Here is a 15203-nt window from a genome sequence, read left to right as displayed (position 1 = left end):
GGAGAAGAACGACGTTATGCGTACCTCGTCCAAGTTCGTCAAGCCGATCGCCGCCGTCACCGGCAGCCTCGCCCTCGCCGCCACCCTCACCGCCTGCGGCGGCTCCTCCGCCGCCTCCGACGAGAAGGTCGTCACCGTCTACAGCGCCGACGGCCTCAAGGGGGAGAAGGGCGACGGCTGGTACGACAAGGTCTTCGCCGACTTCGAGAAGGAGACCGGCATCAAGGTCAAGTACGTCGAGGGCGGTTCCGGTGAGATGGTGCAGCGCGCCGTCCGCGAGAAGAACAACACCCAGGCCGACGTCATCGTGACCCTGCCGCCTTTCATCCAGCAGGCCGACTCCAAGGGGCTGCTCCAGGCGTACACGCCGAAGGGCTCCGAGCAGGTCGACGGCGCGAACAAGGCCGTCGACGGCAAGTGGACCTCGGTCGTCAACAACTACTTCGGCTTCATCCACAACAAGCAGCAGCTGAAGGAGGCCCCCACGACCTGGGAGCAGCTTCTCGACCCGAAGTTCAAGAACAAGCTGCAGTACTCCACCCCCGGTGTCGCGGGTGACGGCACGGCCGTCGTCATCAAGGCGATGCACGACTTCGGCGGCCAGGAGCCGGCGATGGCGTACCTCAAGCAGCTGCAGGCCAACAACGTCGGCCCGTCCTCCTCCACCTCCAAGCTCGCCCCCAAGGTCGACAAGGGCGAGATCCTCGTCGCCAACGGCGATGTCCAGATGAACTTCGCGCAGTCCAGGTCCATGCCGAACCTCGCCATCTGGTTCCCGGCCAAGGAGGGCGGCAAGCCGACCACCTTCGCCCTGCCGTACGCGGCCGGCCTGGTGAACAAGGCCCCGCACAGCGAGAACGGCAAGAAGCTGCTCGACTTCATGCTGGCCGAGCAGGCCCAGCGCGAGGTCAGCGCCGTCGGTGGCGGCTTCCCGGCCCGCAAGGACGTCAAGGCGACCGATGCCAACGCCATCGAGCTGGCGAAGCTGATCGAGGGCGTCGAGATCTTCGAGCCGGACTGGGCCGACATCGACAAGAACCTGACCACGTACGTCGACGCGTGGAAGACGGCCACCGGAAGCTGACACCGGCAGCCAACCACCGGCCGCCAAGAGTTCACTTCACCACCCCTGGAACACCTCCGTTCATCGCGGAAAGATAACGGGTACGGACCAACGCCCCCGAGGAATCGGGGGCGTTGGCGCGTCCTCGCCCCCTTCCCTACGGAGGATCCGAGATGCCGATCACCGGCATTCCCCGCCGCACCGTGCTCGCCGCCGCAGGTGCCACCGCCGCCCTCGCCGCCACCGGCGTCGCCACCGCCCCCGCCGCCCAGGCCGCCGCGCCCACGCTCCCGAACGGCACCAGCAAGGACAAGGTGCTCGTCGTCGGCATGGACGGACTGCGCCACGACCGGATCGACGCCGCGAACGCGCCGACCCTCAAGTCCCTGATGACGAACGGCACGTACGGCCTGTCGCTGCTCTACGCCAACCCGATGGCCGCCACCTCCTCCGGCCCCGGCTGGTCGACGATCTCCACCGGAGTCTGGCCCGACAAGCACGGCGTGAAGGACAACACCTTCACCGGCAAGAACTACGGCCGGTACCCCGGCTTCCTGGCCCGTCTGAACCAGGTCCGCCCCGACCTCTCGCTCTTCGCCGCCGTCGACTGGCCCGAGCTGGACACCCACGGCACGGTCACCCCCGGCGCCGACGCCAAGCTGGTCTACAACAACAACTACGCGGTCAACGACAAGGTCATCACCGACGCCACCGAGGACATCCTCCGGAACCAGAACCCGGACGTCCTCTTCGTCTACTTCGGCGAGACCGACGAGATGGGCCACTCCTACGGCGCCGCCAGCCAGAAGTACCTCGACGCCATCGCCGTCCAGGACGGCTACCTCGGCCGCCTCCTGGCCGCGATCAAGGCCCGCCCCTCCTACGCCACCGAGCGCTGGACGGTCATCGTCACCACCGACCACGGCCACACCGACGGCGGCGGCCACGGCGGCTCCGCCATCGAGGAGCGCCGTACCTTCGTCCTCGCCCAGGGCCCCGGCATCGCGGCCGGCGCCCGCCCGATCGACACCCGGCTCGTGGACGTCGCCGCGACCGTCTTCCACCAGCTCGGCATCGTGCCCGACCCGGCCTGGGGCCTGGACGGCAAGCCGATACAGCAGCGCTCCACCGACCCCTTCGACGCGCTGCAGCCCAGCCTCACCGGCCGGGTCGACGAGACCGGCATACCGGCCGGCGTCCTCGGCTTCACCCACACCGCCCCCAGCGGCTGGTCCGTCATCAACAACGCGATGGGCACCGGCGGCATGACGGAGTGGCGCGGCTGGGCCTTCGCCACCGACGAGTTCTGGTCCCGCACCCAGCGCGACCAGTCCCGCGAGCTGAACGTCCGCGCCCGGGGCGTCTTCGCCGTCGCCGACTCCGACGAGTGGGCGGACAAGTCCTTCTCCGGTACGTACGACTCGACGCTGGTCACCCCGGCGTACAGCGTCTCCGGCAAGACGCGGGCGACCCTCGACTTCACCACCTTCTACCGCCAGGAGGGCAGCCAGAGCGCCCAGGTCCAGGCGGTCTTCAACGGCGGCACCCCGACCGTCGTCAAGAGCTACACCTCCGACGTGATCTCGCAGCCCCAGTCCCTCACCGTGAACGTCCCGGCGGGCGCCTCAAGCGTCAGCTTCCGCTTCCGCTACACCGGCTCCAACAACTGGTACTGGGTGATCGACGGGGTCAAGGTCACGACCTCTTGATTACTCTGGGGGCGTCGCCACAGCGCTGTCGCGGCGTCCCCAGCACACCGCACGATTTCTGTACGGCAGGAGTCCCCGCACATGGCAGAGCGCAAGCCGATCGAATCCTGGCTCACCGACATGGACGGTGTCCTCATCCACGAGGGCGTTCCGATCCCCGGCGCCGACGCGTTCATCAAGAAGCTGCGGGACACCGAGAAGCCCTTCCTGGTCCTCACCAACAACTCCATCTACACCGCCCGCGACCTGCACGCCCGCCTCGCGCGCATGGGCCTGCAGGTGCCGGTGGAGAACATCTGGACCTCGGCGCTCGCGACCGCCAAGTTCCTCGACGACCAGCGCCCCGGCGGCACCGCCTACGTCATCGGCGAGGCCGGCCTGACCACCGCGCTGCACGACATCGGCTACGTCCTCACCGACCACGACCCCGACTACGTGGTCCTCGGCGAGACCCGGACGTACTCCTTCGAGGCCATGACCAAGGCCGTCCGGCTCATCAACGCAGGCGCCCGCTTCATCTGCACCAACCCCGACGAGACCGGCCCCTCCCTGGAGGGCCCGCTGCCGGCCACCGGCTCCGTCGCCGCGCTCATCACGAAGGCCACCGGCAAGGAGCCGTACTTCGCGGGCAAGCCGAACCCGCTGATGATGCGCACCGGCCTGAACGCGATCGGCGCCCACTCCGAGACCAGCGCCATGATCGGCGACCGGATGGACACCGACATCCTGGCCGGTCTGGAGGCGGGCATGCAGACCTTCCTGGTGCTCACCGGACTGACGACCCAGGCGGAGATCGACCGCTTCCCCTTCCGCCCCTCCAAGATCGTCGACTCGATCGCCGACATCGTCGACCGGGTCTGACACGGACCCCAGGTCGAACACCCGACCGGACCCCTGCGGATGCGGGAGCGGGCGAACCGGGTGACCCTGCCATTACCAGGAGGTCACGATGCGTTCAGGTCCCATTGCTCTCCGTGCCGCAGGGGCGGCCGTCATTCTGGTGCTGGCACCCACGGCCGGTACCGCCTTCGCGGGCGACAACGACAAGGCCAAGGTCGTCGCCACGGTCACCCCGTCCACCGCCCGGCCCGGTGCCGATGTCGACGTCCGCGTGCAGGGCTGCAAGGGGACGACCGGCGCCGCCAAGTCGAAGGCGTTCGTCGCCGACGCCGAGCTCACCGGCCGTGACGGCGGCGACTACCCGCTCTTCGGCGACACGACGATCAAGTCGAACCTCGAACGCGGCAGCTACAAGGTCAGCGTGACGTGCGACGGCCGTGAGCACCGTGACGTCGGCGTGGTCCACGTCGAGAAGCACAAGCCCGAGCCGACGCACGACCCCACGCACCAGCCGACGCACCACCCCAGCCCGCACGCCCCGGTCCGCGCCGGTGGCGGAGGCGCCGCCCTGGCGGTCCCGGCGGCACCCGTGGCACCGGGTGTCGCCCAGACCACCAGCGCGAACGGTCTCGGCACGCCGTACACCCTGGTCGGCCTGGGTCTCGCCGCGGTCGCGGCGGTGGCCGTCGCCTTCCGCAGCGCACGCCGCCGCCGCGCGGGCGACTGACGTGCCCGCCGGGTCCGCCCCCGGGACCGGGTCCGACCCGGAGGCGGGCGGCGGGTCCGGGTCCGGGGCGGGCCACGGGCGGATGGTGACCGGTGCGGCCTGGGCGGTCCTGGTCCTGGGGCTCTGGCTCTGGGGCCGGGAGATCGCGGACGGCCCCGGGGGTGCCTCGGCTCCCTCCACCGGCGATATCGCGGCCGTCGGCCGCCCCCTCGGTGCGCCGCTTCCCCCGGCGCACCGGCCCCTGGCGCCCGCCGAGCCGCGCCGGGTCGAGATCCCCTCGCTCGGCATCACCGCGCCGGTCGTCGGACGCGGTCTGGACGCGTCGGGCGCGGTCGACCCGCCGCCGTTCGAGATGCCCCACTCGGTCGGCTGGTTCCGTCCCGGCACGCAGCCGGGTGCCGAGGGTGTGGCCCTCTTCGTCGGTCACGTCGACACCGAGACCCGGCCCGCCGTCTTCTACGGCCTCAGCGCCGCCCGCCCCGGCGCCCTGGTCCGGGTGACCCGTACGGACGGATCGGTCGCCGAATTCACCGTCGACGACGTCCGGGTCTTCCCCCGGGACCGCTTCGACGCGGCGAAGGTGTACGGGCAGCACCGGGCCGACCGGGCCGAGCTGCGCCTGATCACCTGCGGCGGCACCTTCGACCGCGTGACCGGTGCGTACACGGCGAACGTGGTCGTCTCCGCGTATCTGACGGGCGCGCGTACGGGTGCGGGCGCGTGAACGGAGCGGGTGCGTGAGCGGGGCGGGGGCGTGAGTGAGCGGGGCGGGTGCGGCCTGACGTCGCGGCGACGCTGATCACCGTGCCCGGCCGGCGGACCGCTGCGCGCGCGACCCGACGGCCGGGCCGGCCTCGACCGCGGGCACGCGGGCCGCGGGAGGAGCCCGGCGCCGGCGCGGGAGGTTCGGGTTCCGCAACTCTAGAACGGGCCTCCGGCTCCGGCCCGGATCACGGTTCCGCCGCGCGAAGATCGACTGGTTCCGTACGGGGGTCAGGCCGCCGGACAGCCAACCGGCCAGCCGGGATGAGCGGTTGGGGGCGCTTGCGCCGCGCGGCCGGACTGGCCGGAACGTGACCGAGGGGCTACGGAGCGCAGTCGCGATCCGGACGGGGAAAAGATCGAGGCCCCCTCACCATCGGTGAGGGGGCCTCGATCGCGCGTGCGCCGCCAGGGACTCGAACCCCGGACCCGCTGATTAAGAGTCAGCTGCTCTAACCAACTGAGCTAGCGGCGCCTGCTGACCTGGATAACTCTACCCGACGTCCAGGGGTGCTCCTGACCAATACCGGCCCCTCCCGGCCTGTCGGATGGTCGTATCAGGTCTTCGATCCGTCAAAATGCGATTTGTCCAGACAGTTGAGACACTGACGCCCGTACCCAAGGGTCAAAAGATCTTGACGAGTGTGGAGGGGAATCGCATGAGTGTGCCGGTCTTCGAGGAGTTCGAGCCCGCCGCCGACTGCGGCTGCGCGGGCTGCGCCCAGCAGCGGCGTGACCTCGTCCTGGGGCTGCCCGTGCGCGCGGGCGGCCATCCCGCGGCGCACGGGGCGCGCCGCGCGCTGGTCCTGGTGACCGCGGCGGGCGTGGTGCTCGGCGGCGGGGGCGCGAGCGCGCTTGCCCTGCCGTCGGACGGACCGGTCGCGCCGACCGGGCTGCTCACGGACCTGGACGCCGCAGGCCCGGCCGACGACACACCGCAGGGCGGCGCGGGTCCGCTGCACGGAGCCCCCGGGCCCGGGGGCCGGCCGGCCACCGGCGCTACCCCGACGAACAGTCAGATCGCCACCGAGTCCCTGCGGAAGAGCACCCGGGCCGAGATCATCAACCGCGCCAAGCGCTGGGTGAGCGCCCAGGTCCCGTACTCGATGGAGCGGTACTGGACCGACGGCTACCGCCAGGACTGCTCCGGCTACATCTCGATGGCGTGGAACCTGCGCGGCAACGAGTGGACCGGCAGCCTGGACCGCTTCGGCGAGAAGATCGACCGCACCGAGCTGCAGCCCGGCGACATCCTGCTCTTCCACAACCCGGCCAACCCGACCAAGGGCTCGCACGTCACGATCTTCGGCGGCTGGACCGACTACACCCACACCTCGTACATCGCGTACGAGCAGACCAAGCCGCGGACCCGCCGCCAGGCGACGCCGCTGGCGTACTGGAACAACTCCGACCGCTACGTCGCCTACCGCTACAAGGGTGTCGTGAGCGGTGGCAGCGGCGGAGCCGGCTCGGCCACGCAGGCCACGCCGTACCCGGGCCCGGAGATGTTCGGGACCGGCGCGAACAACGCGTACGTCACCCAGCTCGGGAAGCTGCTCGTGCAGCGCGGCGGCAAGAAGTACTACAGCCAGGGCCCCGGCCCGCGCTGGGGCGAGGCCGACCGGCGGGCGACGCAGGCGTTCCAGCAGGCGCAGGGCTGGAAGGGCGCGGAGGCGGACGGGATGCCGGGGCCGCAGACCTGGCGCCTGCTGGTGTCGGGCCAGGGGCGGAGCATCGGCGGTTCGAGTGGTTCGGGGGGTTCGAGCGCGAATGTGCCGGGCTTTCCCGGGCGTGGCTACTTCCGTCCGGGCCAATCCAACGCATATGTGGAGAAGCTGGGCAAACAGCTGGTGAAGCGGGGCTACGGCAAGCACTACCTGTCGGGTCCCGGTCCGCGCTGGAGCGAGGCGGACCGTCGCAATGTCGAGGCGTTCCAGCGGGCACAGGGATGGCGCGGCGGCGCGGCCGACGGCTACCCGGGCCCGGAGACCTGGCGGCGCTTGTTCCGATGACCCCGAGAGCATGAGGTGGACTCCATGACCGCAACGACCCCCAACCCGGACTCGGGAGCGGCGGCCAGCCGTGACGCGGCCCGGACGGCCCGCCGTCTGTCGACGGAGCCGCGCGCCGCGAGACCGGCGGGTCACCCGCCGGAGCCGGGCGCGGAGCACCCCGAGGGCGCGTCCGCCGAACGGGAGGCCGGGCAGGCGCGCGGCGGTCCGGAGCCGGGCGGCCCGGAGCGGGCCGGGGCGGTCACGGCCTCCGCGGCGTCCGAGGTGGTCACGGCCCCGCCGGGTGCCACCCCGGCTCAGGACCCGGGCACGGCGGTCGTGACGCCCGCGGGCCCGGGAGCCGCTGCCGCGTCGCCGACGGGCTCGGCCCCGTCGGCCCCGTCCGTCACGGGCGCGGCGCCGTCCCCGCCGTCCCCGCCGTCCGCGCCGGGTGCGGTCGACTCGGACGCGCCGGCTCCGGGGGAGTCGGAGCCGCGCGCCGGCTCGCCTCGCCCCGGGAGCGACACCGGCGGAGCCAGTGCGGTGACAGGCCGTCATGGGCCGCGCCCCTCGGGGGCTTCCGAACCGCTCGGCGCCTCGGGCACCCCCGGCGTCTCAGGCACCCCCGGTGTTTCGGCCGCTCCCGGTGTCTCGGCCGCCCCTGGGGGCTCGGCCGCTCCCGGTGCCTCGGTCACCCCCGGTGTCTCGGTCACCCCTGGTGCCTCGGCCGCTCCCGGTGTCTCGGTCACCCCCGCTGTCCCGAGCGCTCCCGGTGTCTCCGGTGCGGCTGGCCTCTCCGGTGCCGCTGGCATCTCCGGCGCCACCCGCACGCCGGGCAGCTCCCGTTCCGGGGCGGCGGGGTTCCGGTTCCGCCTGGCGGGTGCCGTCGGCGCGACGCCTTCGGCCGCGCAATGGGTGGCACCCGAGCCGGGAGTGGCGCGCGCTCCGGCGCGTGAGCCCGTCGCGGCGAGCGCCGCCACCGCCCCGCGCGGCGGCGGTCCGGCGCGTGAGCCCGTCGCGGCGAGCGCCCCCGCCGCCACCGCCCCACGTGGCACGGCCGCCGAGCGTGGCACGGTCGCCGCCACCGCCCCCGTCGGTGCCCCCGCCTCCACCTCCGCCGCACCCTCGCCCGCGCCGGCCCCGCTGCCCACGAGCCCCGGCGCACCGACCCCCGCCACCCCGGTCGCACCCGCACCCGCACCCAAGCCGGGCCCCCTGCCCACCTCCCCCGTCACCCCCGCCCCGGCCCCGGCCGCCGATCTGCGGCGGATCGTGCGCGGAGAGGTCGGGGTCGTGGCCCTGCCCGTGGCGGCCGAGGTCCCCGTCGCCACCGCCTCCGTCGAGCCCCAGGTCCTTGCGCGGCCCCTGGTGCGGCGGAAGAACGTGATCGGGGCCGAGACCACCGGGTCGATCCCCGTGCACCTGCTCTTCCGCGACCAGCCCGAGCCCGTTGCCGGCGCCGAGGCCGACACGGGCGAGGACGACGGCGGCCCCGCCACCGTCGCCATGTCGCCCCCCACCCCGCCCGCCAAGGCCAAGGCCAAGGGCAAGGCCACCATCCCCGCGCCCACGCGGCCCAAGGCCTCCCGCCCCGCGCCCACCGCCGACCCCAAGCTGGTCGAGCGGGACGGGGCGGTGCTGCCCGGGTGGATCGGGGTCCTCGGCGGGGTCCTCGCGCTCACGGGGTGCGCCGCCGTCCTCTGGTGGACCGGGGCCGTGCCGGATCAGCTCGCGCGGATGCTCCGGCTGCCCCCGCGCCCGTACCAGGGCATCCACCTCGGCCAGTGGGCGCTGCTCGCCCTCGGCGTGCTGGCCACCCTGTTCGCTCTCGGCGGTCTCGGCCGCGGCCGGGTCGGCTACGCCTGGGTCCTCACGCTCTTCGGCGACTACCGAGGGACCGTCCGCCGTACCGGTCTCGTCTGGACCAGCCCGCTCCTGCTGCGCCGCCGGGTCGACGTCAGGCTCCGCCACTGGCGCAGCGAGCCGCTCTCCTCCGTCGACGCCAAGGGCACCGCCCTCCATGTCGTCGTCCTCGTCGTCTGGCGCATCCGGGACACCGTCCGCGCCGCGCTCGGCGTCGAGGGGCACGAGGAGTACCTGCGCGAGCAGGTCGAGGCGGCGATGGCCCGGGTCCTCTCCCAGCTCCCGGCCGACGCCTTCCACGAGGACGCCCCGACCCTGCGCGACGCGGAGGCCGTCGGCGAGGCGCTGACCCGGATGCTCTCCGCCGAGTGCGCCCCGGTCGGCATCGACGTGTTCTCGGCGCAGCCGACCCGGATCGAGTACGCCCCCGAGATCGCGGCGGCGATGCAGCGCCGTCGGATCGCGGCGATCGACGCCAAGCACCGGGACAGCGTGCTGACCTCCGTCGTGGACGCGGTGGACGACGTGGTCCACCGGCTGACCACACGTGGTCTGGTCGAGCTGGACGACTACGAGCGCAAGGCGCTGGTCAAGGACCTGACGGTGGCGTTCTACACCGGCCGGACCGGTCCCGTCGAAGGCGCGTGAGCGCTCTGGACATGCTCAACTTCCGTCAATACCTTGGTACTTGGTCTAGACCGGAATAGGCACTACCGCACAAGCGCAAGCGCAAGCACGACCGCACAGGCACGACCGCACACGCACGACCGCACACGCACCACCCTCCGCACGCGTGCAGCACGGCTCGGAACTCCCCCACGTTCAACAGGAGCGACAGCATGCGCAAAAAGATAGGCGTGGCGGCGGTGGCGCTCGGCGTCGCCGGCGCCTCACTCTTCGCCACGAGCAGCGCCTCCAGCCACGGATACACCGACTCCCCGATCAGTCGTCAGAAGCTCTGCGCCAACGGCACCGTGACCAACTGCGGCGGCATCCAGTGGGAGCCGCAGTCGGTCGAGGGCCTCAAGGGCTTCCCCGGCGCCGGACCCGCCGACGCCACGATCTGCGCCGGCGGGAACTCCCGGTTCGCCGAGCTCGACGACCCGCGGGGCGGCGCCTGGCCCACCACCAGGCTCACGGCGGGCCAGAGCCACACCTTCCGCTGGCAGTTCACCGCCCGGCACAGCACCACCGACTTCAAGTACTACATCACCAAGAACGGGTGGAACGGCACCCAGAAGCTCACGAGGGCGGCCCTCGATCCCCAGCCGTTCCTCACCGTCCCGTACAACAACGCGCAGCCGCCGGCCACGCTCTCGCACGCCGGGACCATCCCGGCGGGCAAGACCGGACGCCATCTGATCCTGGCGGTCTGGACGATCGCGGACACCGGGAACGCGTTCTACGCCTGTTCGGACGTTCAGTTCTGACGCTACGTCAGTTACCGTCCGGCGTATGACGGAACCCACCGTGGCGGAGCTCGTGCGGAGGCAGTGGGGCGACCACCGGGTCGGCCTGAGGGCGCGGGACAGGGTCCTCAGCCATCACCAGGTCGCCGCCGGGGCCGCCGCACGGGCCGCGCTCCTCGTCGATCTGCTGCCCCGGGGTGCCGAGCCGCACCTCGGGGTACTCCTCGACAACACACCGGAATTCCCGCTCTGGCTCAGCGCGGCGGCCCTCGCGGGGGCCGCCGTCGCGGGCATCAACCCCACCCGGCGCGGCGCCGAGCTGGCCCGCGACATCACGCACACCGACTGCCGGGTCCTGGTGACCCAGCGGGCGCACCTTCCCCTGCTCGACGGGCTTCCGCTGCCGGGCGTGCGCGTCCTGGTCACCGACACCGACGCCTACCGGGAGCTGCTGACCCCCTACGAGGGCGCGAAACCGGGCGAGGCCGTCGTCCGTCCCGTGCGGCCCGACAGCCGGATGCTGCTCTACTTCACCTCCGGTTCGACGGGCGCGCCCAAGGCGGCGATCTGCAGCCAGCGCCGGCTCGCGGCCGCGGGGCGCTCGCTCGTCGCCCAGTTCGGGGTGGGACCCGAGGACGTCCACTACATCTGCATGCCGATGTTCCACGGCAACGCGGTCATCGCGGACTGGGCCCCGGCGCTCGCCGCCGGCGCCTCCGTCGCGCTGCGGGACCGCTTCTCGGCCTCCGGTTTCCTCTCCGACGTGCGGGAGTTCGGCGCGATCTACTTCACCTACGTCGGCCGGGCCGTCCAGTACCTCCTTGCCACCCCGCCCCACCCGGACGACCGCGCGCACCCGCTGCGGCTCGGCTTCGGCACGGAGGCGGGGGCGGTGGACGCGGCCCGGTTCGAGGCCCGCTTCGGGGCCAGGCTCGTCGAGGGCTACGGCTCCTCGGAGGGCGGCGCGGCGATCCCGCGTACCCCGGACACCCCGCCCGGCGCGATCGGGCGGGCGGCGCCGGGGGACGACCTGGCGGTGGTGGACGCGGCGACGGGGGAGGAGTGCGCCCCCGCCGTCCTCTCGCCCGAGGGCCGGCTCCTCAACGCCTCCGCCGCGATCGGCGAACTGGTCAACCGGGGCCGGACCCCCTTCGAGGGCTACTGGCGCAACCCCGAGGCGGAGGCCGCCCGGTGCCGCGACGGCTGGTACTGGACCGGCGACCTCTTCTACCGGGACGCCGACGGCTTCCTCTACTTCGCGGGGCGTACGGACGACCGGCTGCGGGTCGACAGCGAGAACCTCGCCGCGGCCGTGATCGAGCAGATCCTCTCCCGCTGGGAGCGGTCCGCGGGCGTCGCCGTCTACGCGATACCCGACCCGGTCGCCGGGGACCAGGTGATGGCGGCCGTCGCCCTGCGCGAGGGCGCCGCCTTCGACCCGGCCGCGTTCGCGGAGTTCCTCGCCGCCCAGCCGGACCTGGGCACCAAGATGCCGCCGCGCTTCGTACGGGTCGTCCCGAAGCTCCCCCTGACCGCCACGAACAAGATCCACCGCGTGGCCCTGCGCCGGGAGTCCTTCCTCTGCGCGGACCCGGTCTGGTGGCGCCCGGCGCCGGGGGCCCCGTACGAAGTGCTGACCCCGGAGGCGCTCACCGGACTGCGGTCGGCGTACGAGGCCCAGGGCCGCTCGCCCCAGGGTCCGGGCGCCGCCGGGTAGCCCGGTCTCGGCGGAACGCGTCGACGTGGCGCGCGGCAGGTAGGGCCAGACCTACCCCTCGTACGCCCGCCAGACCGATGGCCGCGGCCTGAGGCCGCCGCCTACCGTGAACCCCATGACGCCCCGAACCCCCTGGCAGGCCCTCACCCGGGCCCGGTATCCGCGGACCGGCTGGCCCTGGCGGTCGGCCGGGTATCTGGCGACCGGGGTGCTGACCGGGGTGCCCGCGCTCCTCGTCCTCCTTGTGCTCGTCCTCTTCTCACTGCTGCTTGTCGGGCTCCCGCTGCTCCTCCTCGCCGGGGTCGCCCTCGGCGGTCTCGAACGACGGCGGCTCCGGCTCGTCGACCTCGACCCGGCCGCCGACCCGCACCGGGTCCCCGACGCTCCCGGGCTCGCGGCCTGGCTCCGGGTCCGTGTCCGGGAGCAGGCGACCTGGCGGGAGTCGGCGTACGCCGTCCTGCACGCCACCGTCCTGTGGCCGCTCGACCTGATCGTCCTCGCCGTCGCCCTCGGTCTGCCCGCGGCCCTCATGACCGCGCCCGTCCAGCTCGCCGTCGACGGCCAGGAGGCCAAGGTCGTCAAGGCGTTCCTGGTCACCTCCTACCCGCAGGCCTTCGCGGCCGCCCTCCTCGGGGCGGTGCTCCTCGTCGCCCTGCTCTACCCGCTCGCCGCGCTCGCCGGAGCCCGCGCCGCGCTGAGCCGGGCGCTGCTCGCGCCCCGCGAGGCCGAGCTGCGCGAGCGCATCGGCGAGGTCACCGCCTCCCGGGCCCGGCTCGTCGACGGCTTCGAGGCCGAGCGGCGGCGGATCGAACGCGATCTCCACGACGGCGCCCAGCAGCGGCTCGTGGCCCTCACCATGACCCTGGGGATCGCCCGGCTCGACGCCCCGCCCGGACCGCTCGCCGACCAGCTCGCCCGGGCCCACGACGAGGCCGGCCGGGTCCTGACCGAGCTGCGCGAACTCATCCACGGCATCCACCCGCAGGTCCTCGCCGACTACGGCCTCGGCGCGGCCCTCACCGACGCCGCCGACCGCTCGGCCGTCCCCGTCACCACCGACATCGACCTGCCCCGGCTGCCCACCGCCGTGGAGAGCGCCGGCTACTTCGCCGTCTGCGAGGCCCTGGCCAACATCGGCCGGCACAGCGGCGCGACCCGCGCGACCCTCACCGCCCGGTACGCGGGCTCCCTGACCCTCACGGTCGAGGACGACGGGCGCGGCGGCGCCGACCCGGGACGGGGCACCGGGCTCACCGGACTCGCCGACCGGCTCGCCGTCCTCGATGGCACACTGACGATCATGAGCCCGCCGGGCGGGCCGACCGTCCTACGAGTGGAGATCCCGTGCCGATCGCTGTCCGAGCCCTCCGCGTCGTCCTCGCCGAGGACAGCGTCCTCCTCCGCGAGGGCCTGATCGGTCTGCTCGCCCGGTTCGGCCACGAGGTCGTCGCCGCCGTCGGCGACGCGGACTCCCTGCGTACCGCCGTCGCCGAGCACGACCCGGACATCGTCGTCACCGACGTACGGATGCCGCCCGGCTTCCAGGACGAGGGTCTCCGCGCGGCCATCGCGCTGCGCGCCGAGCGCCCCGGCCTGCCGGTCCTCGTCCTCAGCCAGTACGTGCAGCGCAGCTACGCCGCCGACCTGCTCGACACCGGCGACGGAACGGGCGTCGGCTACCTCCTGAAGGACCGGGTCGGGCAGGTGGAGGAGTTCGAGGACGCCCTCCTCCGGGTCGCCGACGGCGGCACGGTCGTGGACCCCGAGGTCGTCCGGCAGCTGCTGCGCCGCCGCCGCGATCCGCTGGAGGCGCTGACCCCGCGCGAGCGCGAGGTGCTCGGTCTGGTCGCCGAGGGGCACTCCAACGGGGAGATCGCCCGCCGGCTCGTCGTCACCGAGGCGGCCGTCGGCAAGCACATCGGCAACATCCTGGGGAAGCTGGACCTGCCCCCGGCCGAGGAGACCCACCGCCGGGTCCTGGCCGTGCTCACCTACCTCAGGGCCTGACGCCTCCCGGGACACGCGGGAGGACACGAAGAAGCCCCCCGCTTCCGCGAGGGGCTTCTTCCGTCTGTGCGCCGCCAGGGACTCGAACCCCGGACCCGCTGATTAAGAGTCAGCTGCTCTAACCAACTGAGCTAGCGGCGCCTGCTGACAGAGAAAATACTACCTGGTCCCCGGGGGTGGTTCTGACCACCACCCCTGAGGACCGGGTCGCACCGCTCCGCACGGCGCCGACCTGCTCAGATCGCCAGCGAGAGCACCACCGGAGCGGCCCGGCGGTTCAGCGTGTCGGCCGCCGCGCGCAGCCGGTGGGCGTGCTCGATCGGCAGCGAGAGGGCCAGGCAGCCCACGGCCGCGCCGGCCGTCAGCGGCACCGCCGCGCAGACCGTGCCCACCGCGTACTCCTGGAGGTCGAGCACCGGGACCGTCGCCGGCTGGCTGTCCAGCTTGGAGAAGAGCACCTTCTCGTTGGTGATCGTCCGGGACGTGAGCCGGGCGATCTTGTGCCGCGAGAGGTGGTCCCGCCTGCCGTTCTGGTCCAGCTGGGTCAGCAGGCACTTGCCGACCGCGCTCGCGTGCGCGGCCGAGCGGAAGTCCACCCACTCGTTGACCTTGGGCGTGCGCGGCCCGTCGGCGAACTGGGTGATCTTCACCTCACCGTCGATGTACCGGCTGATGTACACCGCGGCGCCGACGGAGTCGCGCAGCTCGGTCAGCGTCTCCTGGAGCTTGCCCTCCAGCGCCTCGCGGCGGGTGAGGCCGGAGCCGAGGAGGACCAGGGAGTCGCCGATGACATAGGCGCCGTCGGCGACCTGCTCGACGTAACCCTCGCGACGGAGCATGAGCAGCAGGGAGGACAGATGGGCGACGGGCAGACCGGTCTCACGAGCGATCTGGACGTCCGTCACCCCGCCACCGTGCCGTGACACCGTCTCAAGGACGCGCAGGGCGTATTGCACCGAGTGGAACGGCGCAGTGGGCTCGGGCTTCAGCGCCACGGTTTCCCCCTACCAGGTTGTGACCGCAAGCTTCCGTACCACGATAGCCGTCAAGCTCCGTTTTCGGGGCGGCTGTTGGCGAGATTATGGCGGCTCCCCGGCCCCGTACGCTGGGGCGCA

The 15203-nt window shown here is 72.9% G+C and carries 12 protein-coding genes and 2 tRNA genes; 11 read left to right on the top strand and 3 right to left on the bottom strand.

What is annotated here, in order from left to right; all coding sequences use genetic code 11:
• Positions 1-16: 16 nt before the first annotated feature.
• From ACF09C_RS19635 to ACF09C_RS19615, 5 genes are all read left to right on the top strand, one after another.
• Positions 17-1084 carry a 2-aminoethylphosphonate ABC transporter substrate-binding protein gene (locus ACF09C_RS19635; RefSeq protein WP_392092778.1) on the top strand — a complete coding sequence of 356 codons (1068 nt, stop codon included), beginning with the start codon at positions 17-19 and terminating at the stop codon, positions 1082-1084.
• A 152-nt stretch (positions 1085-1236) separates the two neighbouring features.
• Positions 1237-2772, top strand: a complete 1536-nt coding sequence (locus ACF09C_RS19630; protein WP_392092776.1) for an alkaline phosphatase family protein — start codon at positions 1237-1239, stop codon at positions 2770-2772.
• A gap of 81 nt (positions 2773-2853) precedes the next feature.
• Positions 2854-3633 carry an HAD-IIA family hydrolase gene (locus ACF09C_RS19625; RefSeq protein ID WP_362427746.1) on the top strand — a complete coding sequence of 260 codons (780 nt, stop codon included), beginning with the start codon at positions 2854-2856 and terminating at the stop codon, positions 3631-3633.
• Positions 3634-3721: 88 nt separating this feature from the next.
• The gene (locus tag ACF09C_RS19620) at positions 3722-4339 is read left to right on the top strand and encodes a hypothetical protein (protein WP_392092774.1); all 618 of its coding nucleotides are present in this window, start codon (positions 3722-3724) and stop codon (positions 4337-4339) included.
• An 82-nt stretch (positions 4340-4421) separates the two neighbouring features.
• On the top strand, positions 4422-5063 hold the full coding sequence (locus ACF09C_RS19615; protein WP_392093005.1) for a class F sortase: 642 nt from the start codon (positions 4422-4424) through the stop codon (positions 5061-5063).
• A 439-nt stretch (positions 5064-5502) separates the two neighbouring features.
• Here the strand turns inward: ACF09C_RS19615 and ACF09C_RS19610 are convergent.
• Positions 5503-5576 (bottom strand) — tRNA-Lys (locus ACF09C_RS19610).
• Positions 5577-5760: 184 nt separating this feature from the next.
• On the opposite strand from ACF09C_RS19610, the gene ACF09C_RS19605 reads away from it, so the two are divergent.
• The 6 genes from ACF09C_RS19605 to ACF09C_RS19580 all read left to right on the top strand — a co-directional run bounded on the left by ACF09C_RS19605 (position 5761) and on the right by ACF09C_RS19580 (position 14088).
• Positions 5761-7113 (top strand): peptidoglycan-binding protein, encoded by a 1353-nt coding sequence (locus ACF09C_RS19605; protein ID WP_392092773.1) that lies wholly within the window; start codon positions 5761-5763, stop codon positions 7111-7113.
• A gap of 24 nt (positions 7114-7137) precedes the next feature.
• The gene (locus tag ACF09C_RS19600) at positions 7138-9603 is read left to right on the top strand and encodes an SPFH domain-containing protein (RefSeq protein ID WP_392092772.1); all 2466 of its coding nucleotides are present in this window, start codon (positions 7138-7140) and stop codon (positions 9601-9603) included.
• A 191-nt stretch (positions 9604-9794) separates the two neighbouring features.
• Positions 9795-10385, top strand: a complete 591-nt coding sequence (locus ACF09C_RS19595) for a lytic polysaccharide monooxygenase (RefSeq protein ID WP_392092771.1) — start codon at positions 9795-9797, stop codon at positions 10383-10385.
• A 25-nt stretch (positions 10386-10410) separates the two neighbouring features.
• Positions 10411-12081 carry an AMP-binding protein gene (locus ACF09C_RS19590; RefSeq protein WP_392092769.1) on the top strand — a complete coding sequence of 557 codons (1671 nt, stop codon included), beginning with the start codon at positions 10411-10413 and terminating at the stop codon, positions 12079-12081.
• 115 nt (positions 12082-12196) lie between these two features.
• On the top strand, positions 12197-13495 hold the full coding sequence (locus tag ACF09C_RS19585; RefSeq protein ID WP_392092767.1) for a sensor domain-containing protein: 1299 nt from the start codon (positions 12197-12199) through the stop codon (positions 13493-13495).
• On the top strand, positions 13432-14088 hold the full coding sequence (locus ACF09C_RS19580; RefSeq protein WP_392093003.1) for a response regulator: 657 nt from the start codon (positions 13432-13434) through the stop codon (positions 14086-14088). Before ACF09C_RS19585 ends, ACF09C_RS19580 begins: the two co-directional genes overlap by 64 nt.
• A gap of 67 nt (positions 14089-14155) precedes the next feature.
• Here the strand turns inward: ACF09C_RS19580 and ACF09C_RS19575 are convergent.
• Both ACF09C_RS19575 and ACF09C_RS19570 read right to left on the bottom strand, forming a co-directional pair.
• Positions 14156-14229 (bottom strand) — tRNA-Lys (locus ACF09C_RS19575).
• A gap of 95 nt (positions 14230-14324) precedes the next feature.
• Positions 14325-15083: an IclR family transcriptional regulator C-terminal domain-containing protein gene (locus ACF09C_RS19570; protein ID WP_362011669.1), complete on the bottom strand. Its 759-nt coding sequence runs from the start codon at positions 15081-15083 to the stop codon at positions 14325-14327.
• Between the last annotated feature and the right edge of the window lie 120 nt (positions 15084-15203).

The organism is Streptomyces sp. NPDC014870 (assembly GCF_043081505.1).
In the GTDB taxonomy this organism is placed as follows: domain Bacteria; phylum Actinomycetota; class Actinomycetes; order Streptomycetales; family Streptomycetaceae; genus Streptomyces.
The sequence above is the reverse complement of the archived record's forward strand: the minus strand, read 5'-3'. Positions and strand labels throughout refer to the sequence as shown.

Coding starts and splice junctions, on each gene's coding strand:
- ACF09C_RS19585 (WP_392092767.1), top strand. CDS start 12,197: ATGACGCCCCGAACCCCCTGGCAGGCCCTCACCCGGGCCCGGTATCCG.
- ACF09C_RS19600 (WP_392092772.1), top strand. CDS start 7,138: ATGACCGCAACGACCCCCAACCCGGACTCGGGAGCGGCGGCCAGCCGT.
- ACF09C_RS19615 (WP_392093005.1), top strand. CDS start 4,422: ATGGTGACCGGTGCGGCCTGGGCGGTCCTGGTCCTGGGGCTCTGGCTC.
- ACF09C_RS19620 (WP_392092774.1), top strand. CDS start 3,722: ATGCGTTCAGGTCCCATTGCTCTCCGTGCCGCAGGGGCGGCCGTCATT.
- ACF09C_RS19605 (WP_392092773.1), top strand. CDS start 5,761: ATGAGTGTGCCGGTCTTCGAGGAGTTCGAGCCCGCCGCCGACTGCGGC.
- ACF09C_RS19590 (WP_392092769.1), top strand. CDS start 10,411: ATGACGGAACCCACCGTGGCGGAGCTCGTGCGGAGGCAGTGGGGCGAC.
- ACF09C_RS19595 (WP_392092771.1), top strand. CDS start 9,795: ATGCGCAAAAAGATAGGCGTGGCGGCGGTGGCGCTCGGCGTCGCCGGC.
- ACF09C_RS19635 (WP_392092778.1), top strand. CDS start 17: ATGCGTACCTCGTCCAAGTTCGTCAAGCCGATCGCCGCCGTCACCGGC.
- ACF09C_RS19630 (WP_392092776.1), top strand. CDS start 1,237: ATGCCGATCACCGGCATTCCCCGCCGCACCGTGCTCGCCGCCGCAGGT.
- ACF09C_RS19625 (WP_362427746.1), top strand. CDS start 2,854: ATGGCAGAGCGCAAGCCGATCGAATCCTGGCTCACCGACATGGACGGT.